The sequence below is a fragment of the Flavobacterium sp. ACAM 123 genome (genome assembly GCF_000264055.1).
Classification (GTDB): domain Bacteria; phylum Bacteroidota; class Bacteroidia; order Flavobacteriales; family Flavobacteriaceae; genus Flavobacterium.
Genome location: NZ_AJXL01000011.1, coordinates 29,432 through 56,196 on the forward strand (window position 1 = coordinate 29,432; position 26,765 = coordinate 56,196).

A 26,765-nucleotide genomic window follows, 5' to 3' on the forward strand; every position below is an offset into this window, starting at 1 on the left:
ACATTTTATAAAAAATTAGCAATCAAAGCTTGGTTCATTTTCACTTTTACAGCTTTACCATACGTATGTCCATAATTATATTCTAAAACGACACCATTTACAAAAGGAAGCTTATTAGGGCTTGCAATTACTTTCAGTTCTTTGGTAAAATACACGACCAACTGCAGATCATTAAATTGACCTATCGCTTCATAACATGTATAACCTATTATTACTTTTTTCTTATTGGTGAAAATCCATTCTACTATTGGTAATTTTTCAGTCTGTAGGTTATTGTTCGTTTTTTCTATGTAGGTATTTGTTTTATAATCCTTAATCAATTTTACTGAACGGTATTGTCTTGATACAGACAAATTCTTTGCAAAAAAAACTTTCCCTTCAGTTCCATTTGCATCAATTATCCCTTTGTTCGTTTCTTCTTTTTCCTGAGGTTTAATTTCAAAATAAACTTTATCACCTTGAATGGTCATAAACGATTCCCCTTTAATACTTTGAAGTTGTTTAAGTGCACTTGCTCTTATATAAGCTGGAAGGCCTTTCAATGCGTCTTCTTTAAGATTAGTATGCGTTTCGTATAAAATTGCAATAGCTTTTTGCGCATTAATCTGGAAAAAGCCCAAACTAATCAGTATAACTAATAGACCCTTTTTTACTTTTACTTCCATTTTATTTATCTGCTTTAATGTGTATGGAATAGGTCTCGTGTTTCATTCCAGATTCATCTGTATAAGATGTAGGTTTTAGCGCTTCTAATTTCATCTTATTCAACTCTTTATCAGTAATAAAAGAAGCATTTACCGGAACTGTTTCTAACTGTAACTTTTTATCAAAAAACTCAATTTTGGTAGCATAGATGACTTTCTTTTTAGATTCGACACTCAAAATTAGCCCTGGAATTTCTTGCATATTAAAAGGACCATCGATAACAGGGATCTCCTGCGTGTACCAATACTGAATGGTATCATTTGCGGCAGTCAAGGTATAAGCTGATTTACAAGTATAGCTATCAATGGTTTTAATCTTTTCATCAAAGTGTAGTTCTTCTTTACTAAAAGGTTCTTCAAGATAATATTCTTTATCTTCTACTTCAGCACTTTTAATAATCACTTGATTTATAAAATCTTTCAAAACCCTAACTTTAAAAGGTTTAAATATAGTACCCATGTTTCTAGATGTTGCTGTATTCATCTCTTTTGATGCAATTACTTCTTTTTTCAGATTTACACTTTTAAACAACGAACCATCGCCATTATTAGTAAGTTCAAAATAAGTAGGAGCACTTAAAATCGTTCTAAATTCTTCCCTGTCACTTTCGGGAAGTTGATTAAAGAAAGTGTCACTGTATATTATTTTTTGTTCGTAAGTAACTTTAATGCTTTTTTGGGCAAACGAAATACTGAACAAAGGCAAACAGATAAATACTAAATAAAATTTCATGGCTAGATTTTTTAGTAAGGAGTGGTAAACCACTCCTTGATAAATAATTTTAAACATTTTAAGGAACTATAGCCGCAAAACCATCATCGCAAGTCACTAAAGTGGCTTTGTGAAAAGTTAATATCATCCCACCTTCACCATCACTTTCTGCGGATGTCCAACGAATAGTACTGGTTTCACATCCGTCTAAATTTTGATCAACTATAACCTCTGCATTAAATGGACTACTTAAATCAGTTGACATTTCAAAGTCGATTAACTCACTATTAACTTCTTTCTCGTCACCAAACGAAGTTAAAAAAAAACGATATAAACTAATAATTTTACTACAAAATTAAATAAAAACAAAGTAATTAACTTACACCCTAGTAAAAACAAGGGTTCTTAAACCTTTAAAAAAAGTACACTACACAAATAATAGCGTTTACTTATTATAATTACAGGAAAACAATAATCTCTTAAATCAGATCGAGGTAAAATAAATAGAACATCTAAAATCTTTAGATAAAGAGGGTATCGTTACCGGTTTCAAAAGAGTTGTTTTTAAGATAATATTAAAGTTTGATTTAAAATATAAAACTCCCTTTCAAGGCAATTTGAAAGGGAGTTTTTAATTAATATAAGAATAACAGTTCTACTATTAAATTAGCAATCCTAAAATCGATACTCCATTTTAAGCAACACATACCTAGGTACTAATTTATACTCTGTTTGTGAAATACTGATATCCGAAACACTATAGTTTTTGAAAGTTTGGGTATTTAAAAGATTATTTCCAGAAAGGAAAAAAGTGAGCTTATTTGGTTTCAACACATAACGAGCTTCGATATCTAAAAAATAATATTTATTGCTATCCTTATTTAAATTCCCAAAAAAGTATCGCTCTCCTTGTACTTGCAGGTTGAAATTATCATTCAACTGCATTGACAAATCTAAAAAACTCATATTGTCTGTAAAATCATTGGTAATAGTAGTTTTTACTTGATTATAATTCCATTTAGAACCAATATGATAATTAAAAAAACCTCTAAAGCCTGAGCGCAACTCCAAACCATAATCAGCATTAAAGTTTTTTACTTCTCTTAGATTAGAATTATTAACTATATTCTTAAAATTAGTTTTGCTTGCCCCCAAATTGACTTTTAAATTGGATTGAATCAGTTTAAAGTACCTATCAATACTGGAGGACAAGGAGACAAATTCTCTATCCTTGATAATGATTTTTTCGGACTGTGAATAATTTTGAGATATGGTACTATTGGTACTGTAAAAATCATTGTTTTTAGAATACAACAAAAATGAATTAGCAAAAAACTTGTCGCCCCAACTACCATAACTGTAATTTAAAATTGCAGAAGAGGAATTTAATTGATTAAAATCGTCCAGTCCTTTTGAAAGTGAGCGAAAACCTGTTTGCACAAAGCCCGAATATACATCCAAAACACCCGCGTTAGTAGTGTTGTGGGAGTAGCTTGTCATGATCTTATTCTTTTCATTTATCTTCCAGTCTAAACCTATTTTTGGAATGATAAAAAACGGACTTTCGTTTCTGCTAACGTCAAAATTTTCTAAGCGATTGAATAATTGATGAAAATCGGATTGAGTAAGAAGTGTGAAATTATTGATTTTAAAACGGTACTTGATAGAGGCATACAAATCCGTAGTTCCGAACGTTAAATTATTTTGATAGCCATCAGGAACCGATAAATTAGTTTGGTCATCACCTAATTTAAAACGAGTATTTAAATGGTCTAATCGAAACTGACCACCTCCCTTTAATTCTAGTAAATCTCCATTTTCCTTTTTGTCTAACAAATGACCTTCTATACCGGCGAACTGCATACTATTCTCCGAAAATTGCTTTGTATTTTTTGCATTCGCTACAAATAAATCTTGAAAAAGAAACTGATTAGCCGAATAATTTTGAGGTGTTTTCTCGTTGATGTACCTACCCGACAGCAGAAAAACTTTTTTGTCTTTATACTTATTCGTAAACACTATTTTTTGATCAAAGAGTTGGTTATTTGTATTGAGGCGCTCATTGAGTAAATCAGCATTAAATACTAAATCACTGCTATTTTTTTCGTTGGTTGTATTAAACTTCCCTGTGTATTCGAGTGTTTGGTTTTTAGTAATATCGTAGGTCAAATCTAGTTTTCCAAATCCAGTGATTTTAGTTTTTCTTCCTACAAAGTCTTCTGTGTTTTGAAAACTAGTCGTTCCTGCTGCGAAAGATTCAAAACTATTTCTAAAAAAATCATTTTCATCCGTATTCAAAAATCCCAATGCTTTTACTTTGACTTTATCTGAAAGTGTAAAAATACTATTCAGTGATAGCATCTCCGCATTGTTAAAATTGACTCTCTTTTGTTTCAAGTTAGGCAAGCCAGCAACCATACCTAATAACCTATTCGCACTCTGGTTGTCCCCAATACTACCAGGCTCATCAAACCGGAAAGGTCTCACCAACATATTAACATCTCCAACCGCATCAACACCTAAATTGTTGAGATTTGTTACAAAATAATACTTATTTTTTTTACCAAAATTCATTAAATTAGCTCTAAAATCATATCTGTTTTCTGAAATTAAACCATAGCCTCCAACAGCATTTCCAAACCATTGTCGCTTAAAATCTTCTTTTAAACTGAGATTCAACGCTACTTTATTACTATTTTCAATTCCTTTTAAGTGTTTGTTGTTGGAATACCGTTTTAACAATTCTATTTTATCAATAGGATTAACAGGCATGTTTTTGGTTAGGATTTTATATCCTTTTTCAAACATATCTTCGCCATCAATCATTACCTTCTCTACCTCTTGATTGCCAACTCTAATACTTCCATCAGCACCAACATTTACACCAGGTATTTTTTTTAATAAATCTTCTACTACTTGCTCATTTCCTTGAGCAAAAGAACTAGCATCAAAAATGATTTTATCCTCTTCTACAGTTATAGGTCGCAGTGTTTTAATCACAATTTCTTTTAAAGAAACAGGGTTTGGAAGAAGCTGTATATGTTTTTCGATATTCGTGTCTTCAGAAGAAATTTGAATATCAAAAACTTGAGGCTCGTAATTTAGCGCATTGATTACTATTTGGAAATCCCCCGTTTTATTAATTTTCAATACATAATTACCTGTATTATTGGAAATAGTGAAAGAGATTGTTCTTGAAGATTCTTTCAGTAAGACTGTCGCAATAACCGCCTCATTAGCAAGATTTGTAATTTTACCTGATACTGTTTTTTGGCCAAAAATAAATAGCGAGAAAAAAAAAGAAATGAAGAGACAAAAAAAATTATTCATGTTATTCCCATTCAAATTTTATCTCAATACCATTTCTACTAGGGTTTATTGTCTTCGTCTCAACACCTCTCGGCAATTGTGACATTACAGAGGATTCCATTTGCTTGTAACGCAAATTCGCATAATCCTTGATTACTATTATTTTAGCATTACTAGTTACAGGAAATACAACTTCGGACTTATCACTATAAAGTATAGCAGTTGCTTGCCAATTAAACCTTTTAGTTTCATCGTAAATTTCTAGAATTAAACCAGGCAAGTTATTAAATTTCCATGGTCCGTAATTCAATGGAATAGTAACATCATACCAAGCAATAAAATTCCTGCCTCTAAAAGTAGCGGTAGCTTAATTACAAGTAGACTCCCCTATTTTCTTCACTTCTTCGTGGCTAATGTCCCATAGCAATTCTGGAATAGTGTCATGAAGTAAATAGTCTTGATTTTTAAACTTTTCTGTTACTAAAAACGCTCTTTTATCACTTAAGGTTTTCACATAACGATCGCTTCCTTTTTCAACTAAACTTATTGTGTTGTCTTTGACCGTAGATCCTGCCTGCAAATCTCCTGTAAGAGTTACAAAAACAGAGGTGTTGTCAATTAAGTTGATTTCTAAAATGGCTTTCCTAGTATTTGGTATTTCCACATTAAAGTAAACATTATACAGCACCTTTGCAAAAGTTTGATTATCGCTTTGCGAATAAATAGTACTACTTATAAGTACAAAAAGAACAAAAGATAGATTTCTCATATTTTAATAGTAATAAAGGGTGGTATTGCAACCACCCTATTATTTTACGTTGTTAAAGCACCTATTTCATAAAGTGTTTGTATTGACTTAGCTGTCTTCTCACAGTCTTCTTGACTAGTTGCTGTAAGAGTGTGAATTCTAGTCCCTGTCGCTATTCCTTCGCTATTATATTGTGTTACATAAACTGTACATGCACCATCAAAAACAATAGAATTAAACTTTGAATAGTTTACATGATCTACAATAGCAGAATTAACCATTGTTGAAGTAGATAAAACATTTTCTGTGTTACTTCCCGATGCAAACGAAGTTAAAGAAAAAGCAACTACTAAAGTTGCACTTAATAAGAATTTTTTTATAACTTAAAAATAATTTGGTTATAACTTGCTAAACTATTTAACAAGTGTTTTAGGACGTACGAGTACAAATGGAAAAAAAACGAAACTACATAATAATTTTACTACAAAATTAAATGAAAACATGAAAAATAACTAACATCGCAGCAACAACAAGGATTCTTTTAATCCTTTGTGAAATAACACTTTGGCAAACCAAAATTATATTAAAGACAATAAATTGAGCGTGGCTAACTACGTAAAATCTTTAGATAAAGAGGGTATCGTTACCGGTTTCAAAAGAGTTGTTTTTAGGATAAATTATTCTAAACTTGATAGTAAATCCCGTTTCAAAGCAATTTGAAACGAGATTTTTCTTTTATATTTGAACAAACAAACCCAGAAAAATGGAAACTAAAACAAGATGTGACTGGTGTTTATCAAGTGAACTTTACAAAGAATACCATGATCAAGAGTGGGGAACTCCCGTGTATGATGACGCTACTTTATTTGAATTCCTGATCTTGGAAACTTTTCAAGCCGGACTGAGCTGGATTACTATCTTAAACAAAAGAGAAAACTTCAGAGCCGCCTTTGATCAGTTTGATTACAAAATTATAGCCCAATATTCTGAGGAAAAAGTACAGGAATTGCTTCAAAACGCAGGAATCATTCGTCATAGACTTAAAATTCATTCTGCCATTTCAAATGCAATTGCCTTCATGAAAGTTCAGGAAGAATTTGGCAGCTTCTCTAAATATATTTGGAATTTTACTAATGGGAAACCAATCATTAACAGCCCAAAAACACTAAAAGAGGTTCCCGCCACCACCCCACTTTCTGACAGCATCAGTAAAGATTTAAAAAAGCGCAGTTTTAAGTTTGTAGGTTCGACGGTCATTTATGCCTACTTGCAAGCAACAGGTATAGTTAACGATCATCTTACTGATTGTTGGAAAAGAAACCCATAAGCAGCCCTATTATATGCAGTAGCTTAGCTCAATTATCAACATGGTAAACAAATAATAAAACAAACAGCTTCTCATTAGTTTAAAATATAAAAGTTTTAAACCTGAATACTAAAACTAAAAAACCTACATTTGTTTCACACTTTAGGGGTGTCTACAACATGTAGGCTGAGAATTACCCTCTGAACCTGATCTAGTTCATACTAGCGTAGGGAAAAGTAAGAAGACTTCCATGTACATTTATGTACCATTGTAGCCATTCCTAAAGTATAACTATATACTAAATTCAAAAGGAATGGAACTTAAAATCAACAACCAAACGAAACAATTTACATCTGACAGCCTTACTGTTCAGACGCTTCTTGACTTGGAAATTCCCCTCAAACAAAACGGAATAGCCATAGCCATCAACAATACTATTGTCCCAAAAAAAGATTGGGATTTGCACTACCTCAGCGATACCGATGATATTCTCATCATCTCTGCAACCCAAGGAGGATAATCAGGCTGCTCAAGCGGGCTATTCGTTACAAGTCCGCAGCTAAAAACTTAAAAACATAGTCTTAGTAAAAGCTCCCTTCCGTCGCTTTTCTACGCCTTGTTTTTGAACGTTTTTCGCTTTACGGGCTTTCCACTACTATCCCTAGCAGAAAACTAGAACCCTAACACGTAAAGCACTAAAGAGGCACTCCAGTGCCTATCAACCAACGAAGATAATTCCGTCCAAATCCGCATTCAATAAACAAAAACCACAATACAAGAAACTGTAAAAGACACCAAAATGAACAAAGAAGAAAAAATCTCAAGAACACCATTTCCAAATTCAACAAAGATTTATGTCTCAGGGGAAATTCACCCAATAAAAGTAGCCATGCGCGAAATTAGCCAAGACGATACGAAAATGTCCAATGGTCGCATCGAAAAAAATCCGCCAATCACCATTTACGACACGTCTGGTCCCTTCACAGATCCAAATATTGAAATCGATATCCGAAAAGGCTTGCCACGGATACGGGAACAATGGATTCTTGATCGCAATGACGTAGAAGAACTGTCTGAAATATCTTCAGACTATGGAAAAGAACGTTTGAATGATGTTAAACTAAACGAATTGCGTTTTGAGTACCTACACAAACCCATGCGCGCCAAAAAAGGAGCTAATGTTTCCCAGTTGTATTATGCAAAGCAAGGACTTATCACTCCTGAAATGGAATACATTGCCATTCGTGAAAACCAACGTATTGAATTATTGCAAGAACAAACCAAAGCCATGCAATGCCAACACCCAGGCAATAATTTTGGTGCTAATACTCCTAAAAGCTACATTAGCCCGGAATTTGTAAGAAGTGAAATCGCCAGAGGCCGCGCCATCATTCCAAACAATATCAACCACCCCGAAAGCGAACCCATGATTGTGGGACGTAATTTCTTAGTGAAAATTAATGCTAATATTGGGAACAGTGCCGTTACCTCAACCATCGAAGAAGAAGTAGAAAAATCAGTTTGGGCTTGCCGCTGGGGCGCAGATACGATTATGGACTTATCTACAGGAAAAAATATTCATGAAACTCGAGAATGGATTATCCGCAATTCTCCCGTACCCATAGGAACCGTACCTATTTATCAAGCTTTAGAAAAAGTAAACGGAATTGCAGAGGATTTAACTTGGGAGATCTTCCGGGACACCTTAATCGAACAAGCAGAACAAGGGGTTTCTTATTTTACTATTCACGCAGGTGTGTTGTTGCGTTATATTCATTTGACCGCAGAACGCGTCACCGGAATTGTTTCTCGTGGCGGATCTATCATGGCAAAGTGGTGTTTATTTCATCACAAAGAGAACTTCCTTTATACCCATTTTGAAGATATTTGCGAAATACTAAAACAATACGATGTCGCCTTTTCTCTTGGAGACGGTCTACGTCCAGGATCGATTGCCGATGCCAATGACGCAGCTCAATTTGCCGAATTAGAAACGCTTGGAGAACTATCAAAAATAGCTTATGCCCATGATGTTCAAGTTTTTATTGAAGGTCCAGGACACGTTCCCATGCACATGATCAAAGAAAACATGGAAAAACAACTGGAATACTGTGACGAGGCCCCATTTTACACACTTGGCCCCTTAACTACAGATATCGCTCCGGGTTACGACCACATTACCTCTGCCATCGGAGCCGCAATGATTGGTTGGTACGGATGTGCTATGTTGTGCTATGTTACGCCAAAAGAACACCTTGGGCTACCTAATAAGAAGGATGTAAAAGACGGGGTGATTACCTATAAAATTGCGGCGCACGCTGCGGATTTAGCCAAAGGACATCCTGGTTCCCAATACCGTGACAATGCCTTAAGCAAAGCACGCTTCGAATTCCGTTGGAATGATCAATTTAATTTATCACTGGATCCAGATACTGCCAGAGAATTTCATGATGAAACGCTTCCAGCTGAAGGGGCAAAAGTGGCTCATTTTTGTTCTATGTGTGGGCCTAAATTCTGCTCTATGAAAATATCACAAGAAATTCGTGATGTTGCCGAAGCAGAAAAAGGGATGAAAGAGAAGTCAGAAGAATTTATAGAAGGCGGCAAAGAGATTTACAGCTAGAAAGAAGAGACTATTGATTTTAGAAAACAGATTTGGTGCATCGTTGCAGTCAATGATATCAGATCTGTTTTTCCATCATTTACTCTCTGTTCTGTTATCTAATATCTAAAATAAAAAGTATGATTATAATAACAAGTCCTACTGAAATAGCAAATGAAATCAGCCTCATCCATTCTTTGTTTAAGGAAGGGATGGCGTTGCTTCATATTAGGAAACCTGCTTTCTCAGCGGAAGAACTGAACACTTTTATAACTCAAATTGGACTAGAATACAGTAACCGGCTGGTGCTGCACAGTCACCATCATTTGGCGAAAGCCTTAGCAATTCATCGCGTTCATTTTACAGAATATAATCAGAAAGTAACAACTAAGAAACAATTAGAAACCTACAAAAAACAAGGGTATACTTTGTCGGCTTCTACCCATTGCATCGAAGATTTTAACGAATTAGATTACGCGTTTGATTATGCCTTTTTAAGTCCTGTTTTCACAAGTATTTCTAAAGAAAACTATCATCCAAAAACAGATTTATTCGACCAGATTAAAAAAAGAACTAATTATAAAACCAAGCTTATTGCTTTAAGCGGTATTTCAGTAGATAACATTCAACACACATTGAAAAGTGGCTTTGACAATATAGCACTTTTAGGAACAATCTGGACAAGTAACAGCCCAATAGAAAATTTCAAATCATGTCAGCAAATCGCCCTTTCGTATTAAGTATTGCCGGTTTTGACCCTACAGCTGGCGCAGGAGTTTTAACTGATATCAAAACATTCGAACAACATCGCGTGTATGGTTTTGCAATCACGACTGCTAATACTATCCAAACCGAAGATCAGTTTCTATCCATTCAATGGACAGAGATTGCTTTAGTATTGGATTCTATCGCAGTTTTGTTTAAAAGCTATCCCATTACAGCAGTGAAAATTGGTATTGTTCCCTCATTAGCATATTTGCAAGAATTAGTGCTAGCACTTAAAAGACTTTCGCCAAAAACAAGGATCGTTTGGGACACAGTTCTGAAATCAACGACCGATTACGACTTTCTCAATATCGAAAATGAAACCGTTTTGATTGAAATAGTAAAAAAAGTCGATTTGATTACGCCCAATTATCATGAAATGCTACAATTGTCTCCGGCAGAAACCAATGCTGAAAATACTGCAAAAATGCTGTCAGAATATTGTGCTGTTTTATTAAAAGGCGGACATCATCCTGAAGAAATTGGCGTCGATACCTTATATACAAATAAAGAGATCACCTCATTTTTACCTAAGAAATCATCTCTCTCAGAAAAGCATGGTTCCGGCTGCGTTTTATCGTCTGCTATCGCTTCTAACCTTGCTTTAGGACACGATTTAATAACTGCCTGCTCACTCGCTAAGGATTACATCGAAACCTATTTGCAATCAAACCCAACTAAATTAGGATACCATCATGTATAATAAACTACAATACATTTCACAAGGAAACACCGTTGAGGCGCAATTGCTTAACATTCAAAAAGCAGTAGATAACGGTTGTAACTGGATACAAATGCGCTTTAAAACTAAAAATACCACTGACGTCGTTACTTTAGCGAAAGCCGTAAAAGAAATCTGCAACGACTATAAGGCTATTTTAATCATCAACGACAATGTCTATCTCGCTCAAGAGATTGCGGCAGACGGTGTACATTTAGGACTCACAGATATGGATATTCCCGAAGCCAGAAGAATTTTAGGCACCGGTAAAATTATAGGTGCAACAGCAAATACTTTTGAAGATATTTTAACTCATGTCAGTAATAGAGCAGATTACATAGGACTTGGTCCGTTTCAGTTTACCACAACCAAGCAAAAACTGAGTCCAATACTTGGACTTGACGGGTATCACTCTATTCTACAAAAACTGAAACGACAGCAAATTGAAATTCCTATTTATGCCATCGGTGGCATCACAGCCGCAAATGTTGCGCCCTTAATGGAAACTGGTATATATGGAATAGCGGTTTCAGGCCTATTAACACACAGCGACAATCCAACTGAATTAATCACACATCTAAACGAAAAATTATATGTCACTATTTAAAATCGGAGATCTATCCTTAGCATCTCGTTTATTATTAGGAACGGGGAAATTTGGTTCCAGCCAAGAAATGGAAGAGGCAATTTTAGCTTCGGGAAGCGAAATGGTTACGGTAGCATTAAAAAGAATCGATTTAGAAACGGAAACAGATGCGATTATATCACATCTCAAGCATCCTCATATTCATTTGTTACCCAATACCTCTGGCGCCCGAAATGCGAAAGAAGCGGTTTTTGCAGCGCAACTAGCAAGAGAAGCATTAGAAACGAATTGGCTAAAACTTGAAATTCATCCCGACCCAAAATACCTGATGCCTGATGCCATAGAAACGCTGAAAGCAACAGAGGCATTAGCTAAATTAGGCTTTATCGTTTTACCCTACATTCATGCTGATCCTGTTTTATGCAAACATTTAGAGGAAGCGGGAACAGCAGCAGTGATGCCACTAGGTTCCCCAATAGGGAGTAATAAAGGACTAAAAACCATAGACTTTTTAGAAATTATTATCGAGCAAAGCAAGGTTCCTGTTATCATAGATGCTGGAATAGGATCTCCTTCAGACGCTGCAAAAGCAATGGAACTGGGAGCAGATGCTGTACTTGTAAATACTGCTATTGCAGTTGCCGGAAACCCAAAACTAATGGCAGAAGCTTTTAGAATGGCGGTTATTGCTGGACGCAAAGCCTATGAAGCTAAATTAGGGGCGCAATACAAACAGGCCATAGCATCTAGCCCTTTGACGGGATTTTTGTCTGATTAAAGTATGTGCAATAGCACGCAGATTCAACTGATTTGAGCAGACAAAAAACACTGCTTTTTTTGAAAGAAATTGATTGTTTTTAAATAACAGAAAACGACACACCATTAAAAATCAGAAGAGCTATTTTCAAAGTGTACGATACATTGGGGCCGAGTTTATTTGAAGCTGTTTATGCACGTGCTTTATATTATGAAGTACCTAAAATGGAATTAAAAGTTCAACGACAGCGCGCAATCACCATTACTTAAGAAGACTTCATTTTAGATGTTGCTTCTAGAATCGATTTATTGGTTGAAGACAAAGTAAGTATTGAATTAAAATCCATCGAAGACTTAGCGCCAATTTACGATAAACGAATTATTTAAAACTAACTGATAAAAGACTCGAAATACTTGTCAATTTCAACACCACAACAATTCTAAATGATAGTAAACGCTTAGCAAATCAGCTCTAAAAAATATCAGCGAAACCCTGTCAAATCTGCATCCAACAAAAAATATTTTTTTGCAATAAATAAAAAATAAAATGAACACATTTAAATCCGTTTTTGAACAATACAATTGGGATGACATCCAATCTAAAATTTATGGCACTACAACAAATCAGGTCGAGCAAGCACTCGCCAAAACCAAAAGAAATCTAGATGACTTTTTAGTACTGATAGCTCCTGCTGCACAGCCCTATCTTGAGCAAATGGCTCAGGAATGTCATGAACTAACTAAAAAGCGTTTTGGCAAAACGATTCAAATGTTTGCCCCTTTGTACTTAAGCAATGAATGCCAAAACATATGTACCTATTGTGGTTTTAGCTTGGATAATAAAATCAAAAGAAAAACCCTAATGGATTCAGAGATTAGACAAGAAATAGCAGTCTTGAAAAATCTAGGGTTTGACCATGTTCTGTTAGTCAGCGGCGAAGCAAATCATACTGTAAACATCAATTATTTTCTAAACGCTATTGACGTTATCAAAAATGATTTTTCGACTATATCTGTTGAGGTACAACCGCTCACACAAGAGGAATACGAGCGCTTGCATAAAGCAGGAGTTCATTCTGTTTTAGTATATCAAGAGACCTATCATCAGGAAGTGTATAAAAAATACCATACCAAAGGAAAGAAATCTAACTTCGATTATCGACTAGACACCCCTGACCGGATTGGTAAAGCGGGTATTCACAAGATAGGTTTAGCTGCATTATTAGGTTTAGAAGACTGGCGCACCGATAGTTTTTTCAACGCCTTGCATCTAGATTACATGCAAAAAACCTACTGGCAGACTAAGTATTCTGTTTCTTTCCCTCGTTTAAGACCTGCAGAAGGAACTGTAGCCCCTAATTTTATAATGGACGACAAGGATCTGACCCAGCTCATTTGCGCCTATCGTTTATGGAATGAAGATTTAGAAATATCACTATCAACCCGAGAAAAGGAAAAATTCCGAGATAATATTATTCATATAGGCATTACAAGCATGAGCGCTGGATCTAAGACTAACCCCGGTGGCTATGCAGTTGATCCACAATCCTTAGAACAATTTGAAATTAGTGACGAACGTTCGCCAAGTGAAATAGCAAAAGTCATTTCGAATGCTGGATATGAAGTAGTTTGGAAAGACTGGGATCGTAGTTTTAGTAGCTAATTATTGGCTTTGATCTTCCTCTTCACATATAAAAACAACAACCTTTAAAGACTGTCCCTCCGCTTAAACTAACATCGAATTCTAGGAGCAACGCAATAAGAAAACCGCAGCAACCAATTAATCACTAAGGACAAAACATGAGTGTAGTACAAGATTTTTTACGATACAATAGACAGGTAATCCTACCAGAAATAGGTGATGAAGGACAACAAAAGTTAAAGAAAGCTAGCGTTCTTGTCATTGGTGCTGGTGGTTTAGGCTGTCCCGTTTTACAATATATAGCTCCCGCTGGGGTGGGAACTATTGGGATTGTCGATTTTGACCTGATTGAAATTCACAACCTACACAGACAAGTTCTGTATACGGAGAACCAAGCAGGATTACCAAAAGCCACGACAGCTAAGACCACAGTTGAAAAACTGAATCCACTGATTAAAGTGATAGCATTTGAAGAAAAACTTACTATTGAGAATGCTTCTCATATCATTTCACAATTTGATATCGTAGTCGATGGTTCTGATAATTTTACTACTCGGTATTTAGTGAATGATACTTGTGTGGCTTTAGGCAAAACGGTGGTATATGGAAGCATTCTGAATTTTGAAGGCCAACTTGCAGTTTTTAACCACCAAGGAAGCAAAAATTTACGTGATTTATTTCCAGAGCCGCCAAGCGCTAAGGATGTGCCTAATTGTAATTTTAACGGCGTGTTAGGAACATTACCAGGGATGATAGGTACGATGATGGCGCATGAAACTTTAAAATTAATTATTGGATTACCAACTTTGAAGAATGAGTTGGTTTTGTTTAAAACTTTGGATTGGAGTTTTGTGAAGTTGAATTTTTAGTGCGTAGACTAAAAACAATGGCAAGCCGATGATACAGATCAAGTCATATCTTTTGTTTACCAGAAATATTTTTTCTTGAATAATATACGAACTATTATTTTCAAAATCCGTAGTGCTTTTGCCCCAGATGGCAGTGGAAAGCCCGGACTGAAAAAACTATTTTTTCTAAGTTGAAAAGAGCGACCAGCAGGAAGCTCCTTTAAGACTTTAGAAAAAAGGTTTTTAAAGGAGGACTTGTAACGCACAGCTGGAATAGGCCCTAATCCTTCTCTTGAAGTAACTCCATGAATTCAGTACGGTCAATTTCTCTACAACCTAAGCTTTCTAAATGAGGATTATAGACTTGGCAATCAACCAAGCTATAATTTTCTTTTTTCAATTGGTTAACCAAAGCAATAAAAGCCACTTTGGACGCATTTGAGACTTTAGAAAACATACTTTCCCCGCAGAAAACACGACCTAAATCGATACCGTACAATCCCCCGACAAGTTCTTGATTTTGCCAAACTTCTATTGATTTTGCAATTCCTAATTCATTAAGTTTACAGTATGCTTCGATCATATCGTTTGTAATCCATGTTCCATCTTGCCCATCTCGCTTGATGTTCTGGCAATTTGAAATCACCTCTCTAAAATTTTGATTGAAAGTAACCGTAAAAATATTCCTATTAAGTATGTTTCGCATGCTTTTAGAAACCACCAATTCATCTAGAAATAAAACCATCCTGGGATCAGGCGACCACCAAGTAATAGGTTCTCCATCTTCAAACCAAGGAAAAATACCGCTTTTATAAGCTAATTTCAAGCGCTCTGCAGACAAATCACCTCCAAGTGCAACAATGCCATGCGAACTAGTATGAGAAACTGGAGGAAAAAACAATTCTTGAGATAAATAAAACATGGATAATCAATTAAAATATAAAACTAACTATTAAATTTGAAACAACTTATTTATTTGACCATTTTAAAAATGAAAAGATTATCAACAATCTTCCTTTTAGTGCTGTTTATTTCACAAATGAATGGGACAAAAAATTGATAGTTTAGCGATTAGTAAAAAACTATCCTATAAAAACTTTATTGTACCCACAGCTCTTTTAACTGGCGGAATATTTCTATTGAATTCTACTCCAAATAATACCATTCAGGAAAAGTCAAACACCTTTTTTGGAAACGGATTTAGTACTAGAATAGATGACTTTACGCCTTTGGTACCAGTTGCTCAAATATATGCCGGACGATACATGGGGTTCAAACCTAAAAACACAGTTTTACATCAAACAGTAGATGTTGTTATTGCTAATTCATTAACATTAGCCGTTGTACAAATTACAAAAAATGGGGTAAAAGAAGAAAGACCGGATGGCTCAAATAATCTGAGTTTCCCCTCAGGTCATACTGCCATTGCCTTTACTAATGCAACCCTACTTTTTCAAGAATATAAAGATTCTAATTTTTGGTACGCCAGCAGTGGGTTTGTATTTGCAACAGCGACTGGTATCTTACGGATGGCTAATAACAAACATTATTCATCTGATGTATTAGCAGGAGCAGGAATTGGATTACTCTCAGGAATTTTGGTCACTATTTACAATCCTTTTCAGGCAATTAAATTTAACAGAATAAATAGAAACTCAGCTTTTGTTTATCCCCAATTTGGAAGGACTACTGGGATAGGAATCCTTATAAAACCTGATTTCTAAACTTTTCTAAAACGAAAAAAGCCTTGACTATATCAAGGCTTTTTTTGTCAATGTACTCTTAATTAAAAAGGTAAATCGTCTGGTTCGTCTTCATTTAAGTTTGTTGCTGGAGCGAAAGTCTGAGCAGTAGGCATAGGTGCTGATGGTGCTTGAGGCTCAGCTCCTGCTTTCTCAATTCTCCACCCTTGCACACTATTGAAATATTTAGTTTCTCCTTGTGGGCTAACCCATTCTCTACCTCTTAAATTGATACCCACTTTTACCGTCTCACCAACTGAATAATTGTTTAATAAATCGCATTTATCTTGAGTAAACTCAATCATAATATGTTGAGGATATTGTTCTTCTGTTGTAACAACTAACTCTCTCTTTTTAAACGCGGCGCTAATTTGTTGTTCTGGGTTGACAACTTTAATTTTTCCTGTAACTTCCATCTTCGTTATTTTAATTGTTATATAATCTTATTTTTCTGCTAGAAGTACTTTCCATGCGGAAAGAACATCGTTTTCATCTAAGTATTTTTTGGCCTCTACATGCAGCTTATCCTGGTCGTCAGAGCTTAAAACGCCTTTCACAGAAAAATTCTGTTTTACAAATATACTAACTTCTTCCGGGGTGGGCAAGGCTTCTATGTTCCCTAATTTCCCTAAATCATTTCCATCAAAAATGAGGCTTTTTTTAATACGATCCGGAATAACATCTACGCCTATTCCTAGGGTCGATAAAGGCTTAGGCACCTCAAATAAACCTTGATTTGAGCGTGAATACCAACTCCCTCCTAGCCTAGAAACCAAATCAATTTTATGTTGATCAATCGCTCCTTTAGCATCTAAAACGGCTTCGTTAATATGAATCCGGACTACTTCACAAAGGATTAAATTTCCAGCTCCACCTTCACTCCCTAATGGAATTATCTGGTTCACTTTACATTCAAATTGTACGGGCGACTCTTTAACTCGGTATGGCTTTACAACATCAGATGGAACTGCCGTAAACCCTGCTTTTAAAAACTCATTTACACCATCGCCATATTCTGTGCTGGCAAGAGATGTTTGTTGTACCATGTCAAAATTAACGACATTAATAACCACTTCTCCCGTGGCTTCACAATTAATTAAAGTGTGTTTAATCGAATTGTCGCGAACACGCCTTGCTGGGGAAAAAACGAGAATAGGTGGATTTGCACTAAAAACATTAAAATAGCTGAAAGGCGATAAATTTGGAGTACCATTTTTATCTACAGTGCTGGCAAAAGCTATGGGTCTAGGCCCTACAGAACCTTGAAGATATCCTTGCAACTTAGCCGTTTCTATACTTTTTGGGTCAATCGTAATCATACTTTTTTGTTTTCAGTTATTTAGTACCTTGATTTACAAAAGTAAGTAAATGGTTTAAGTTTTTAATGAGAGCGCCCGCTTATTTAATCTAAAAACATTCCCGTCACCTAAAAATTTTCCTTTGTATTAAGAACTAAAATAATACTGTTTATATTTCGTTATATTTATACCTCAAAATCTCGTTTATGCAGTTTTCTGAAAGAAAAGACACGACTCGTTGGATTATTATTTTTGCTTCATTTTTAATAATTTCATTGATACTTTGGAACACCTATACCTTTTTTCAAATATTCAAAAACGAAGAACGTTTAAAAATGAATCTTTGGGCAAAAGCTCAAAAAACACTCATTAATGCAGGTGAAAACACTGATGTCGAACTTCCTCTCCAAATCTTCAGCAACAATACGTCAATTCCGATTGTGCTTACTGAGAATGACAGCATCATCAACACCGTTAATATCGACGACGACATTGTAAATGAAAACGCCAGAGCTGTCGCATTTTTATCGGATTTAAAAAATGAAAATGACCCTATTGTAATTGAGTATGATCCAGGGAAATTTCAAAAATTATATTACGGCAATTCGGCACTACTGAATAAACTAAAATATTATCCCGTCGCCTTATTGCTCATTATCGTATTATTTTCTGCCTTGGTCTATTATTTTTACCGAAGCACGAAAATAGCAACTCAAAACAAACTTTGGGCGGGAATGGCAAAAGAAACAGCCCATCAAATAGGCACTCCACTTTCTTCGTTAATAGGATGGGTCGAAATCTTGAAGTCCGAAAATGTTGATGAATCAACAACGATTGAAATTGAAAAAGATATTGAACGATTACAAACTATTACAGATCGTTTCTCAAAAATTGGCTCGGAACCCATATTAGAAAAGAAAGACATTGTACAAGAGACATTGCAATCCTATAACTATCTTCAATCCCGATTTTCAAAACAGATTGAATTCACATTCGAAGGTCCAAAATCACCTATCTACGTTATGCTTAACCCCACCCTACACAGTTGGACGATTGAAAATCTGGTAAAGAATGCTATTGACGCCATGAAAGGACGCGGAAAACTGGCTTTAAAAATTGAGCAGGATCATGATTCCATAAAAATAAGTGTGACTGATAACGGGAATGGAATTCAGAAAAAAGAGTTCAAGAGGGTCTTTGAGCCTGGTTTTACTACTAAAAAAAGAGGCTGGGGATTAGGATTATCTTTAACAAAAAGGATTGTGGAAGAATACCACAAAGGAACTATAAAAGTCTCCCATTCTGAAATAGGAAAAGGAACTACTATGCAAATCAGCTTAAAAAAAGCATCTTGATTTTAATATTTTTTAAAGGCTATTTGTTTTATAAAACATCGTTTCTCTGACTACTTCGGACCTTCTTAAATAGGCGTTCACAAATGCAGCATGCTCTTCTGTCTGACCAATAGATTCTATCAAAGATTGTTTAATGGAATTTACACTTGACGCGTGCCTTTCTTCAATAAATCCAAAATTAGCCAACATCTCCTGACAACGGAGTAATTTGTTTCTTGGTCCATCTATCATAGCTCTCAATTCTTTGTCTGACGCTACAGGTTTAAACTGCTTGTTTCTATACTTGATAAATTTGTTTAAGTCATTTACCCCCTCATTATAAAGCGACACGACAGTATTGAAATAAATGGATGTCTTAACTTGTTTATAATATTCTATCTTGCTTTTTTCATAGGTAAGCTGATTCAATATCATCATATTTACAACTCCATTTTTTTTTATTCGTGCTGACGAACCGATTAATTGCTCCATTTCAGATGATTTATAATATTTTGAAATTTCAGCCTCAAAATCAAATCGCTTTTTTAATTTATCTACACCAGTACCTCCATTGTAAAACTCTTGATTTGAAATGGGATAATTAAGGAATTGCCACATATAATCGTACGGCATATGCGAAGCAATTATCTCGCTGGGATTCGCTTTAAAATATTGATTGTCAAACGCAGCGACAAACCTTCCGTTATTCACATATCCCGAACCCCAAGTTGGATCGAAGACATACCACTGATTATCAATTTTAGAAGCACACCAGGCATGTGACATCGTATCTACCTTCCCATTTTGCTTTGTATAGCCACTTATGGTGTTCGTCTCAATACCCACTTTATTTGCTATCTCCTTAAATATTTTGGTGTAATCACTGCACACTCCTTTTTTACTCTTCAGTATTCTTGTGCTATTATTTTCTAAGACTTCTTTGTTATTTAACGCTACCATTTTAGCTACATCATAACCGATATTTGACGCTATCCAATAAAAAACAGCACGTATTTTCTCATCATCAGTCTGAAAATGAGCATTGATATAATCGGCAATTGCATCTGTTGAATAGGTTGATCGAACGGGTATTTGAGAAATTTTCTGATCAACTAAAGTATATTGAGTCTGCTTTTGAGCAAAACTTAAAATTGAAAAAAGCAAAGAGAGCGCTATATATATATTTTTCATCTGATCTGAGTTCCGTATAAATAAAAAGGGATTAGGTTTTCACCTATTCCCTTTTAAACGAAAACTGTACCAATTTATTTGAAACGCTACATTTTGGCTTTAATATTTTCTGCCAATGCTTCAAATTCTGCTGTAGATAGAGACACTTTGTTTTGAAAACGCATTTCATCCATCTCATTCAATGGAATAAGATGAACATGTGCATGAGGAACTTCCAGTCCTACGACTGCCATACCTACCCTTTTGCAAGGAACTGCTTTTTCTAAGGCAATAGCCACTTTTCTTGCAAAATGCATCAGCCCTAAATAATGTGCTTCGTCCATATCAAAAATCTTATCGACTTCAAATTTTGGGATACACAGAGTATGTCCTTTTGCATTTGGGTTTACATCCAAAAAAGCCAAATAATTATCGTCTTCGGCTATTTTATAACAAGGAATTTCTCCGTTTACTATTTTAGTGAATATTGAACTCATTGTAAATTTTGTTTTTAGCCCTTTGATTGCGCTCGGGGTAATTATTTTAGTTTAGGATTTTAAAATCAGCCTAAGAAACCTTTTTTAGTTTCGAGAAATTTCCAAAATTTCAAATTGCAGCACACCATTAGGAACCGTAATTTCAGCAACATCGCCTACCTTTTTACCAAGTAATCCTTTCCCTATAGGTGAGGTAACTGATATTTTTCCGGTTTTTAAATCCGCTTCGCTTTCAGCAACAAGCTTATAATTCATTTCCATTCCGTTAGATTGGTTCTTTATTTTCACATTAGACAAAACCAAAACCTTAGAAATATCAAGATTTGTTTCATCAATCAGTCGCGCATTAGAATGTACTTCTTCGAGCTTCGCAATTCTCATCTCCAGCATTCCTTGTGCTTCTTTTGCAGCATCATACTCTGCATTTTCAGATAAATCTCCTTTATCTCTTGCCTCAGCTATATCTGCAGATGCTTTTGGACGCATTACACTTTTTAAATAATCTAATTCCTCTCTCAATTTCTTTAATCCTTCTGCCGTGTAATAAGATATTGCGCTCATAATTTCATCGTTTATGTAAATAGAAAAAATCCCATCAGGACGGGATTTCTTTCCACAAAGATACTTTTATTTTTTCTAGTGAATAATTATATGTAAATCATATATAATTCAAATGTAAATAAATTAAATTTGTTTCACTAATACTTTCAATTTATTTTAAACAATGAAAAATCACCTCATCCTACTCGCAATATTACCCTTCTTTTTTGGCTGCAGCGACAGTAGTTTTAACAATAACAACCCCTACCTACCTAATTACACGTTTACCATAGATATCAACATGAATTTGCCCGCTTATTCTAATCTTCAATATCCCAGTAACGCGGTCTACTATGCAGGTGTTGGCATCAACGGAATTTATATTTTCAATACTGGAAGTGGCTACAATGCATTTGATGCTGCCTGCCCAAATCAGGCACCGAGCAGTTGTGGCATTATGACCCTGAAAGGCATTAATATAGTCTGTCCCTGTGACAATGCTGAATACAGCTTATTTACTGGTCAGGTTACAGGTCAGAGTGGATTGCAATATCCTTTAAAACAGTATCGCGTGGAGGTTAATGGGAATGTTCTACGAGTATACAACTAGAAACCTATAGTTTATAGCTTATTGAAAACAAGAAAACCCTTGGCAAAACAAAGGTTGTTCGTTCACTGATTAAATAATCCGAAAACGAATAATCATTTTTGACCCTGTTGTTGAACAAATTATTAGCGATTAATTCAAATCCAAATGGACTATTTTTCTTTTGATAACGCAAAGAAGTATTGGCAATATCATAAAAATTACTCTGATTGTTGTTATTTGTATTTTTTAGATTTTCGTAACTGAATTTATACGTCCAGAACTTTGCGAAATTAATATCAAAATCAGATGTGATGGCCTCAGTTTGAAAATTAGATTTGGTTAATCCTGAAAACTGGCTAAAACCTTTGTTATAGCCAATACTTAAACCCGGCCATTTTCTATAGGCAGTTTTGAACAAAACTCCGAAATTTTGACTCTTCCTATCATTTACCGTTATACTATTATTTATGGTTTGTGTGTAATTAAACCAACTCAGACGCGTATTCACTCTCAAATTAAAACGATAGATTCTCTTACTGAAAGAACCGCTGGCATTGTAATTATTTTCTGGATTATCAGTAAGGACTGGCGTATTGAATTGATTGATTCCGTCTAATTTAATTTCGTTTCTAATCGTTTTTACTTTTTTATTAAAATTTGCTCTTGCATTCCAAGTAATCCCACGATACATATTCAATTTAGAATACCTCAAACTAGCCGAGTGGTATTGTTCGTTTTCTAAAAGTGCATTTCCTCTGTAAACCAAGTTATAATTTTGCAAGGTAAACCGATCCGCTAATTGGGTTACTCGCGGAAAACCATTCTCTAATTTGTATGTAAAGCTTAAATTTTCTGATTTATTAAATTCATAGTCACTATCCCATTGTGGCTGAAAAAGTATTTTTGACAAAGTATTATTTTGTGCTATTTTGCTGGTTTTCAAATTGTAATGATGCAAGTATAGCCCCGGCTTATTAGTCCATTTGCCAATTTTAGATTTATACTCTAATCCTAAGTAGCTATCGTTCAATTGGTATTTAACATCATTTCCAAAACCTGCTAATCCAAAATCATTTATAGCGCCATTGGTTAAAATTTGTTTTTCTGAACTTTTAAAAATGGAATTACCCAAGTTATTTCCAATATTGGTATACAAATGATTAAAGTCATTAATAATCCAATAATGCTTGAATAAAGCATCAACACTGTTGTTTTTGACTTTATTGAATTGGTCAATAGTATAGGAAACATCATTTTGTAATGGAATTGAACCCGCTAAAAAAGGCTGATCTGTAAACCACTGATTGTTCTGTGTACTCTTTTCATACACTTGATTAACTACAAAGGTTGTAGTATGACGTTTGTTAAATTTTTTGTGCCATTCCACATACTGCTTTACCGAAATGTTATCTGCTTTACTAATCGTTTCAAAAACGCTCGCATTACTATCGGTTATAGAATTTATGGTATTGAATACATCATTTGTACTTGATTGATACTGGGCATTATAATACCATTTTTCTGTATCGCTTGGAGAATAATCCACTTTTATATTTGCTATGCCTAAGACTGAACGATTGTCTCCGTTTTGTAGCCTATTCTCAAAAGCGACAGTGCTATTTTGAAGATACTCGTTCTTACTCTCAGTTCGTGAAGCGGTAAAAACTTTGGAAAAAATGCTAAATCCAGAAATCGTTAGTTTAGAGGAAGGTTCGTGACTGAAATTTGCGGCTCCAAATTGCGATTTGTTTTGGACCACATCTTGATTATCATTGGCAAACGAATACAAGTTAGTCAATGATTTTCTACCAGTAAGGTAACTACTGGTTCCGCCACCAAAGCGGCTTAAATCATCGTACGTAAAAGTGCTTTTTCCTATATTATTAATATCCCCTATAAAACTTAAATTAGTTTTGGGTGCATAATAAAATAATGACGCATGAGCGAGATAAAAACCATTATCCGCATTGCCAACTTCGGCTCCAGCTTCGACATCCCCAAAAACGAATTTCTTTTTATCGGCTTTCAACTTAACGTTCATTGCAAGTTCATCGCTATCCGAAACTTGTTTCATAAAGCCTACTTCGTTAAAGTGATCAATCACTTCAATTTTGTCTAGGGCATCCGCAGGAATATTTTCTACAGCCAATTTAGAACCACCGCCAAAAAAGGATTTACCTTCTACCAGCATTTGGGTGACTTTTTTCCCTTGCACGGTAACTCCACCGTTTTTATCTACCTCAACACCTGGCAGTTTCTCAAGAATTTCTTTCATCTTGCGTTCGTTTCCATTCGCAAAACTTTTTATATCAAATATCAGCGTGTCTTTTTTAACGATAATGGGCTTAAACTCGTACTTGATCACAATTTCACTTAGTTCTTCTCCAGTAGGTTTAAGTTTAAAATCATAGGACGTAAGAGCCGAGTTTGGATCTACAAAAATAATTTCCTCCAAAAAACCAATATAAGAAACCGTGATTTCATATTTGACTTCTTTGTCCAGTTCAAGCCGATAACGTCCTTTATTATCTGCAATTGCAAACTTTAGACTCGCTTTTTCTTGTAACGGTTTAGCGATAACATTAGCAGACTCCAAGGGTTTGTTTGTATCGTCAGAAACGACACCAGTAACTGTGATGGTTTGCGAGAAGGATATAGAAGCGACAAATAACATCAAAAAAACAACTACACATTTACTATTAATTCCTAACATAAAGTAACACATTTCATTTTTAAATTCCTTTCAGGACTACCTGTTCCCCTGTGCTTCCATCTTTTTTTCGTATTCCTCTTTTGGAATGGTTCTCCCTTTTGGAAAATCAATTTTCAATTCCTCGATATTAGAAATAGATATGGACGAGGCTAAAAAAGTGGTTTCTCTATCTTGTAATTCTAAAATAAGCCCTGGCAATCCATTAAAATATTTAGGGCCATAGCTGTAAGGCAAACTTGGCGCAAACCAAGCGGTAATGGGTATACTAACACCTTTGCCCCTGCGGTTGATAAATTTATTTAAATAAATCGCTTTGTAACATAAATAATTATCAATCTTCTTGCTTTCTACGGTAATTTCCCACTCTAATTTTTTGTTCTCTATTTCAAGTAACTGTCCATTCTCTTTTCGTTGTACCGCGGTGTTCGTCGTTTTATCAAAAAAATAATCATTCAATACTGTTTGAATAAAAGCCATTGACCTAGCAAACTTTCTTAACCCACTATCCTCAGCATCAGCAATTAGATATTGATCTAAAATAAAACTAGACTGTGTCCTATTAAACTTTAAAGTGGCGGTTTGCTTATTTGCAATTTCCCTTGTGGCCTCAATGAATTCTCTGTCAGGTGAATTTTTGATATCTACCCCATTATCAGCTAATTGAATTTTATACGTTACTTTGCCGGAAAGAACTTGACTGTAACCGTCAAACATCGCTACTAATGCAACACAAAAGAATAGTATTTTAATTTTTTTCATTTCTTTTAGTATAAAACCAAGCAAAATTGCTTTCGCATTTTGCTTGGTGATTAAAAAATAAACTATCCCGCGGTAATTCTGGGAGTTTCTTTTTGATCTTCACATGCTGCATAATACCCTTGGTAGGCAGCTTCACTTTCTGCTTCTGTGTGCGTACCATCAGGGTCATATCTATTGTCTACATAATCTGCAGCTTGCTCATAACACCCAGTATCCTGAACAACTTTAACTTCGAGATCATTTGCCATTGCAACTCCGCTAAATGCCACCACTGCCAGAGCGGTAAAACTTATTTTTTAATTAGTAAACTTTCAAATTCTTTCTCACTCACAATTTTATAATCCTTACGCTGTGGCAAAACAATAATTTGATTTGGTTTAAAATCTAATTTATTAACGCCGAAGAGAATGTTTCTAACTTGAAGTTCTAATATTAAACCCGGTAACCCTCCAAATCCATTTGGCCCATACGAAAGAGGTATTCGAGGACAATACCAAGCTATTATAGGGAAGTGAAAAACACCAACTCCATTTTCTACAGTTTTTACAGCAGTAGCTTGATAACAAACAAAACCATTAATTTCTTTAGTTTCATTAATTAAAATCCAATCCCTTTTAGTTTCTTTTTTTATTACAAACTTCCCAATTTCACTATTAATTTCTGAATATGAAAATTCATTGTCTTGAAAAACAACCCCTTTATATCCTGAAAATAATTTGGCATAAAAATACCCTCTCTCATCGATACCTAAGCCATCCTTGAGAGAAAAAAAAGAATCATTAGAATTAAATATCAAATCAAAATTTAAAAATTGTGCGTTCTCAAATGCTTTTGCATAAGCTTCCTTCATTCTTGTGGTCTTTTCTAATCCTTCAAAAGACGAAATGTGGAGCCCATATTCAATTTTCCCATTACTAATTTGACTAAAGCAATTTAAACATACAAGAAAGAAAAATAAATTTATTAATTTCATAATTTAAGTAGATAATATTAAGGCTATTTCACAAAACATAAAACAGCCTTATTTCTATTATTTATTCAGGTTTTGACGGAGCTTAAACAACTAGTTTTGGTTTCAAGACGCCATCAAATTGATTTTATGGTTGGATACTCAATTCATTCATACAATCACCCCAAGCTACTGCTCCAAAATAAAAAGCTTCATCCTTAGTACATCCGTTAGCCAGACACTCTTGCACAGCAGCATCTTGTTCATCCTTACATGGATCAGCATCTAATTTCTTCTCTATTTCTAAATTTATAACTTCATTTCCTTCAACAGTGTTTGCCATTGCAACACCACTAAACGCTACCACTGCTACAGCGGTAAATACTAATTTTTTCATAATTAAATTGGTTTAAATTTATAACTGTTTTCTGGTTAACCAAAGTAAATATCAAAAAAAAAAAAAACGAATAATAAG

At 34.8% G+C, this 26,765-nt stretch carries 29 protein-coding genes, 2 pseudogenes and 1 riboswitch; of the genes and pseudogenes, 13 read left to right on the forward strand and 18 right to left on the reverse strand.

Features of this window, described 5'->3' with window-relative positions; genetic code table 11:
• Positions 1–5 precede the first annotated feature (5 nt).
• The 7 genes and pseudogenes from A3SG_RS0103260 to A3SG_RS0103290 all read right to left on the reverse strand — a co-directional run bounded on the left by A3SG_RS0103260 (position 6) and on the right by A3SG_RS0103290 (position 5,754).
• Complete coding sequence (locus A3SG_RS0103260; protein ID WP_016988574.1) at positions 6–665, reverse strand: hypothetical protein; 660 nt, start codon at positions 663–665, stop codon at positions 6–8.
• A gap of 1 nt (position 666) precedes the next feature.
• Positions 667–1,437: a GLPGLI family protein gene (locus A3SG_RS0103265; RefSeq protein WP_198008495.1), complete on the reverse strand. Its 771-nt coding sequence runs from the start codon at positions 1,435–1,437 to the stop codon at positions 667–669.
• 58 nt (positions 1,438–1,495) lie between these two features.
• Positions 1,496–1,681, reverse strand: coding sequence for a hypothetical protein (locus A3SG_RS0103270; RefSeq protein WP_016988576.1), 186 nt, complete (start codon positions 1,679–1,681; stop codon positions 1,496–1,498).
• 410 nt (positions 1,682–2,091) lie between these two features.
• A complete protein-coding gene (locus A3SG_RS0103275) occupies positions 2,092–4,746 on the reverse strand; it encodes a TonB-dependent receptor (protein WP_016988577.1) in 2,655 nt (884 codons plus the stop codon).
• Position 4,747: 1 nt separating this feature from the next.
• A pseudogene (locus tag A3SG_RS18990) lies at positions 4,748–5,080 on the reverse strand (GLPGLI family protein); the annotation flags it as partial.
• A gap of 12 nt (positions 5,081–5,092) precedes the next feature.
• Positions 5,093–5,494, reverse strand: coding sequence for a hypothetical protein (locus A3SG_RS20655; RefSeq protein ID WP_016988579.1), 402 nt, complete (start codon positions 5,492–5,494; stop codon positions 5,093–5,095).
• Positions 5,495–5,538: 44 nt separating this feature from the next.
• Positions 5,539–5,754 (reverse strand): hypothetical protein, encoded by a 216-nt coding sequence (locus tag A3SG_RS0103290; RefSeq protein ID WP_016988580.1) that lies wholly within the window; start codon positions 5,752–5,754, stop codon positions 5,539–5,541.
• 482 nt (positions 5,755–6,236) lie between these two features.
• Between A3SG_RS0103290 and A3SG_RS0103300 the strand changes: the two genes are divergently transcribed.
• The 10 genes and pseudogenes from A3SG_RS0103300 (at position 6,237) to A3SG_RS0103340 (ending at position 14,720) form a co-directional block, all read left to right on the forward strand.
• Entirely contained in the window at positions 6,237–6,800 is a 564-nt protein-coding gene (locus A3SG_RS0103300; protein WP_016988582.1) for a DNA-3-methyladenine glycosylase I, read from the forward strand.
• Between the two features lie 133 nt (positions 6,801–6,933).
• Positions 6,934–7,029, forward strand: a riboswitch (TPP riboswitch).
• Positions 7,030–7,092: 63 nt separating this feature from the next.
• Positions 7,093–7,299: a sulfur carrier protein ThiS gene (gene thiS / locus A3SG_RS0103305; protein ID WP_016988583.1), complete on the forward strand. Its 207-nt coding sequence runs from the start codon at positions 7,093–7,095 to the stop codon at positions 7,297–7,299.
• Between the two features lie 279 nt (positions 7,300–7,578).
• Positions 7,579–9,402, forward strand: coding sequence for a phosphomethylpyrimidine synthase ThiC (gene thiC, locus A3SG_RS0103310; RefSeq protein WP_016988584.1), 1,824 nt, complete (start codon positions 7,579–7,581; stop codon positions 9,400–9,402).
• A 119-nt stretch (positions 9,403–9,521) separates the two neighbouring features.
• Positions 9,522–10,121 (forward strand): thiamine phosphate synthase, encoded by a 600-nt coding sequence (locus A3SG_RS0103315; RefSeq protein WP_016988585.1) that lies wholly within the window; start codon positions 9,522–9,524, stop codon positions 10,119–10,121.
• On the forward strand, positions 10,094–10,849 hold the full coding sequence (locus A3SG_RS0103320) for a hydroxymethylpyrimidine/phosphomethylpyrimidine kinase (protein ID WP_016988586.1): 756 nt from the start codon (positions 10,094–10,096) through the stop codon (positions 10,847–10,849). Before A3SG_RS0103315 ends, A3SG_RS0103320 begins: the two co-directional genes overlap by 28 nt.
• Entirely contained in the window at positions 10,842–11,474 is a 633-nt protein-coding gene (locus A3SG_RS0103325; RefSeq protein WP_016988587.1) for a thiamine phosphate synthase, read from the forward strand. Before A3SG_RS0103320 ends, A3SG_RS0103325 begins: the two co-directional genes overlap by 8 nt.
• Positions 11,461–12,231, forward strand: a complete 771-nt coding sequence (locus tag A3SG_RS0103330) for a thiazole synthase (RefSeq protein ID WP_016988588.1) — start codon at positions 11,461–11,463, stop codon at positions 12,229–12,231. The genes A3SG_RS0103325 and A3SG_RS0103330 overlap by 14 nt, the downstream gene beginning before the upstream one ends.
• Before the next feature lie 131 nt (positions 12,232–12,362).
• Positions 12,363–12,596, forward strand: a pseudogene (locus tag A3SG_RS22175) (GxxExxY protein).
• Positions 12,597–12,756: 160 nt separating this feature from the next.
• A complete protein-coding gene (gene thiH / locus A3SG_RS0103335; RefSeq protein WP_016988589.1) occupies positions 12,757–13,872 on the forward strand; it encodes a 2-iminoacetate synthase ThiH in 1,116 nt (371 codons plus the stop codon).
• Positions 13,873–14,009: 137 nt separating this feature from the next.
• On the forward strand, positions 14,010–14,720 hold the full coding sequence (locus A3SG_RS0103340; RefSeq protein WP_016988590.1) for a HesA/MoeB/ThiF family protein: 711 nt from the start codon (positions 14,010–14,012) through the stop codon (positions 14,718–14,720).
• Positions 14,721–14,979: 259 nt separating this feature from the next.
• Here A3SG_RS0103340 and aat read toward each other — a convergent pair whose 3' ends face one another.
• The gene (gene aat, locus A3SG_RS0103345; RefSeq protein WP_016988591.1) at positions 14,980–15,621 is read right to left on the reverse strand and encodes a leucyl/phenylalanyl-tRNA--protein transferase; all 642 of its coding nucleotides are present in this window, start codon (positions 15,619–15,621) and stop codon (positions 14,980–14,982) included.
• Between the two features lie 121 nt (positions 15,622–15,742).
• Between aat and A3SG_RS0103350 the strand changes: the two genes are divergently transcribed.
• Entirely contained in the window at positions 15,743–16,423 is a 681-nt protein-coding gene (locus tag A3SG_RS0103350; protein ID WP_016988592.1) for a phosphatase PAP2 family protein, read from the forward strand.
• 62 nt (positions 16,424–16,485) lie between these two features.
• Here A3SG_RS0103350 and A3SG_RS0103355 read toward each other — a convergent pair whose 3' ends face one another.
• Both A3SG_RS0103355 and A3SG_RS0103360 read right to left on the reverse strand, forming a co-directional pair.
• Complete coding sequence (locus tag A3SG_RS0103355; protein ID WP_016988593.1) at positions 16,486–16,857, reverse strand: DUF3127 domain-containing protein; 372 nt, start codon at positions 16,855–16,857, stop codon at positions 16,486–16,488.
• 27 nt (positions 16,858–16,884) lie between these two features.
• Positions 16,885–17,760, reverse strand: coding sequence for a flavin reductase family protein (locus A3SG_RS0103360; protein ID WP_016988594.1), 876 nt, complete (start codon positions 17,758–17,760; stop codon positions 16,885–16,887).
• Positions 17,761–17,945: 185 nt separating this feature from the next.
• Here A3SG_RS0103360 and A3SG_RS0103365 point away from each other — a divergent pair, with 185 nt between their 5' ends.
• A complete protein-coding gene (locus A3SG_RS0103365; RefSeq protein WP_016988595.1) occupies positions 17,946–19,094 on the forward strand; it encodes a sensor histidine kinase in 1,149 nt (382 codons plus the stop codon).
• A gap of 12 nt (positions 19,095–19,106) precedes the next feature.
• On the opposite strand, the gene A3SG_RS0103370 is transcribed toward A3SG_RS0103365, so the two are convergent.
• From A3SG_RS0103370 to greA, 3 genes are all read right to left on the reverse strand, one after another.
• Positions 19,107–20,264: a transglutaminase domain-containing protein gene (locus A3SG_RS0103370; protein ID WP_016988596.1), complete on the reverse strand. Its 1,158-nt coding sequence runs from the start codon at positions 20,262–20,264 to the stop codon at positions 19,107–19,109.
• Between the two features lie 86 nt (positions 20,265–20,350).
• A complete protein-coding gene (locus A3SG_RS0103375; RefSeq protein ID WP_016988597.1) occupies positions 20,351–20,740 on the reverse strand; it encodes an HIT family protein in 390 nt (129 codons plus the stop codon).
• 84 nt (positions 20,741–20,824) lie between these two features.
• Positions 20,825–21,301, reverse strand: coding sequence for a transcription elongation factor GreA (gene greA / locus A3SG_RS0103380; RefSeq protein ID WP_016988598.1), 477 nt, complete (start codon positions 21,299–21,301; stop codon positions 20,825–20,827).
• Positions 21,302–21,464: 163 nt separating this feature from the next.
• Here greA and A3SG_RS0103385 point away from each other — a divergent pair, with 163 nt between their 5' ends.
• Positions 21,465–21,890 (forward strand): Rieske (2Fe-2S) protein, encoded by a 426-nt coding sequence (locus tag A3SG_RS0103385; protein ID WP_016988599.1) that lies wholly within the window; start codon positions 21,465–21,467, stop codon positions 21,888–21,890.
• A 4-nt stretch (positions 21,891–21,894) separates the two neighbouring features.
• On the opposite strand, the gene A3SG_RS0103390 is transcribed toward A3SG_RS0103385, so the two are convergent.
• The 5 genes from A3SG_RS0103390 to A3SG_RS0103410 form a co-directional block, all read right to left on the reverse strand.
• Complete coding sequence (locus A3SG_RS0103390; protein ID WP_016988600.1) at positions 21,895–24,582, reverse strand: TonB-dependent receptor; 2,688 nt, start codon at positions 24,580–24,582, stop codon at positions 21,895–21,897.
• Positions 24,583–24,618: 36 nt separating this feature from the next.
• Positions 24,619–25,341, reverse strand: coding sequence for a GLPGLI family protein (locus A3SG_RS20660; RefSeq protein WP_016988601.1), 723 nt, complete (start codon positions 25,339–25,341; stop codon positions 24,619–24,621).
• Positions 25,342–25,403: 62 nt separating this feature from the next.
• The gene (locus tag A3SG_RS0103400) at positions 25,404–25,589 is read right to left on the reverse strand and encodes a hypothetical protein (RefSeq protein WP_157485291.1); all 186 of its coding nucleotides are present in this window, start codon (positions 25,587–25,589) and stop codon (positions 25,404–25,406) included.
• A gap of 41 nt (positions 25,590–25,630) precedes the next feature.
• Positions 25,631–26,314: a GLPGLI family protein gene (locus tag A3SG_RS20665; RefSeq protein WP_016988603.1), complete on the reverse strand. Its 684-nt coding sequence runs from the start codon at positions 26,312–26,314 to the stop codon at positions 25,631–25,633.
• 124 nt (positions 26,315–26,438) lie between these two features.
• Positions 26,439–26,687, reverse strand: coding sequence for a hypothetical protein (locus A3SG_RS0103410; protein WP_016988604.1), 249 nt, complete (start codon positions 26,685–26,687; stop codon positions 26,439–26,441).
• Positions 26,688–26,765: the final 78 nt, after the last annotated feature.

Bases quoted from the DNA above. Each gene is read 5' to 3' on its own strand.
- A3SG_RS0103385 (WP_016988599.1), top strand. From the start codon at position 21,465: ATGAAAAATCACCTCATCCTACTCGCAATATTACCCTTCTTTTTTGGC.
- A3SG_RS0103265 (WP_198008495.1), bottom strand. From the start codon at position 1,437: ATGAAATTTTATTTAGTATTTATCTGTTTGCCTTTGTTCAGTATTTCG.
- A3SG_RS0103330 (WP_016988588.1), top strand. From the start codon at position 11,461: ATGTCACTATTTAAAATCGGAGATCTATCCTTAGCATCTCGTTTATTA.
- aat (WP_016988591.1), bottom strand. From the start codon at position 15,621: ATGTTTTATTTATCTCAAGAATTGTTTTTTCCTCCAGTTTCTCATACT.
- A3SG_RS0103355 (WP_016988593.1), bottom strand. From the start codon at position 16,857: ATGGAAGTTACAGGAAAAATTAAAGTTGTCAACCCAGAACAACAAATT.
- A3SG_RS20655 (WP_016988579.1), bottom strand. From the start codon at position 5,494: ATGAGAAATCTATCTTTTGTTCTTTTTGTACTTATAAGTAGTACTATT.
- A3SG_RS0103360 (WP_016988594.1), bottom strand. From the start codon at position 17,760: ATGATTACGATTGACCCAAAAAGTATAGAAACGGCTAAGTTGCAAGGA.
- A3SG_RS0103260 (WP_016988574.1), bottom strand. From the start codon at position 665: ATGGAAGTAAAAGTAAAAAAGGGTCTATTAGTTATACTGATTAGTTTG.
- thiH (WP_016988589.1), top strand. From the start codon at position 12,757: ATGAACACATTTAAATCCGTTTTTGAACAATACAATTGGGATGACATC.
- A3SG_RS0103320 (WP_016988586.1), top strand. From the start codon at position 10,094: ATGTCAGCAAATCGCCCTTTCGTATTAAGTATTGCCGGTTTTGACCCT.
- A3SG_RS0103370 (WP_016988596.1), bottom strand. From the start codon at position 20,264: ATGAAAAATATATATATAGCGCTCTCTTTGCTTTTTTCAATTTTAAGT.
- thiS (WP_016988583.1), top strand. From the start codon at position 7,093: ATGGAACTTAAAATCAACAACCAAACGAAACAATTTACATCTGACAGC.
- thiC (WP_016988584.1), top strand. From the start codon at position 7,579: ATGAACAAAGAAGAAAAAATCTCAAGAACACCATTTCCAAATTCAACA.
- A3SG_RS0103300 (WP_016988582.1), top strand. From the start codon at position 6,237: ATGGAAACTAAAACAAGATGTGACTGGTGTTTATCAAGTGAACTTTAC.
- A3SG_RS0103270 (WP_016988576.1), bottom strand. From the start codon at position 1,681: ATGTCAACTGATTTAAGTAGTCCATTTAATGCAGAGGTTATAGTTGAT.
- A3SG_RS0103290 (WP_016988580.1), bottom strand. From the start codon at position 5,754: ATGGTTAATTCTGCTATTGTAGATCATGTAAACTATTCAAAGTTTAAT.
- A3SG_RS0103340 (WP_016988590.1), top strand. From the start codon at position 14,010: ATGAGTGTAGTACAAGATTTTTTACGATACAATAGACAGGTAATCCTA.
- A3SG_RS0103410 (WP_016988604.1), bottom strand. From the start codon at position 26,687: ATGAAAAAATTAGTATTTACCGCTGTAGCAGTGGTAGCGTTTAGTGGT.
- A3SG_RS0103390 (WP_016988600.1), bottom strand. From the start codon at position 24,582: ATGTTAGGAATTAATAGTAAATGTGTAGTTGTTTTTTTGATGTTATTT.
- A3SG_RS0103365 (WP_016988595.1), top strand. From the start codon at position 17,946: ATGCAGTTTTCTGAAAGAAAAGACACGACTCGTTGGATTATTATTTTT.
- A3SG_RS0103375 (WP_016988597.1), bottom strand. From the start codon at position 20,740: ATGAGTTCAATATTCACTAAAATAGTAAACGGAGAAATTCCTTGTTAT.
- greA (WP_016988598.1), bottom strand. From the start codon at position 21,301: ATGAGCGCAATATCTTATTACACGGCAGAAGGATTAAAGAAATTGAGA.
- A3SG_RS0103350 (WP_016988592.1), top strand. From the start codon at position 15,743: ATGGGACAAAAAATTGATAGTTTAGCGATTAGTAAAAAACTATCCTAT.
- A3SG_RS0103325 (WP_016988587.1), top strand. From the start codon at position 10,842: ATGTATAATAAACTACAATACATTTCACAAGGAAACACCGTTGAGGCG.
- A3SG_RS0103275 (WP_016988577.1), bottom strand. From the start codon at position 4,746: ATGAATAATTTTTTTTGTCTCTTCATTTCTTTTTTTTTCTCGCTATTT.
- A3SG_RS0103315 (WP_016988585.1), top strand. From the start codon at position 9,522: ATGATTATAATAACAAGTCCTACTGAAATAGCAAATGAAATCAGCCTC.
- A3SG_RS0103400 (WP_157485291.1), bottom strand. From the start codon at position 25,589: ATGGCAAATGATCTCGAAGTTAAAGTTGTTCAGGATACTGGGTGTTAT.
- A3SG_RS20660 (WP_016988601.1), bottom strand. From the start codon at position 25,341: ATGAAAAAAATTAAAATACTATTCTTTTGTGTTGCATTAGTAGCGATG.
- A3SG_RS20665 (WP_016988603.1), bottom strand. From the start codon at position 26,314: ATGAAATTAATAAATTTATTTTTCTTTCTTGTATGTTTAAATTGCTTT.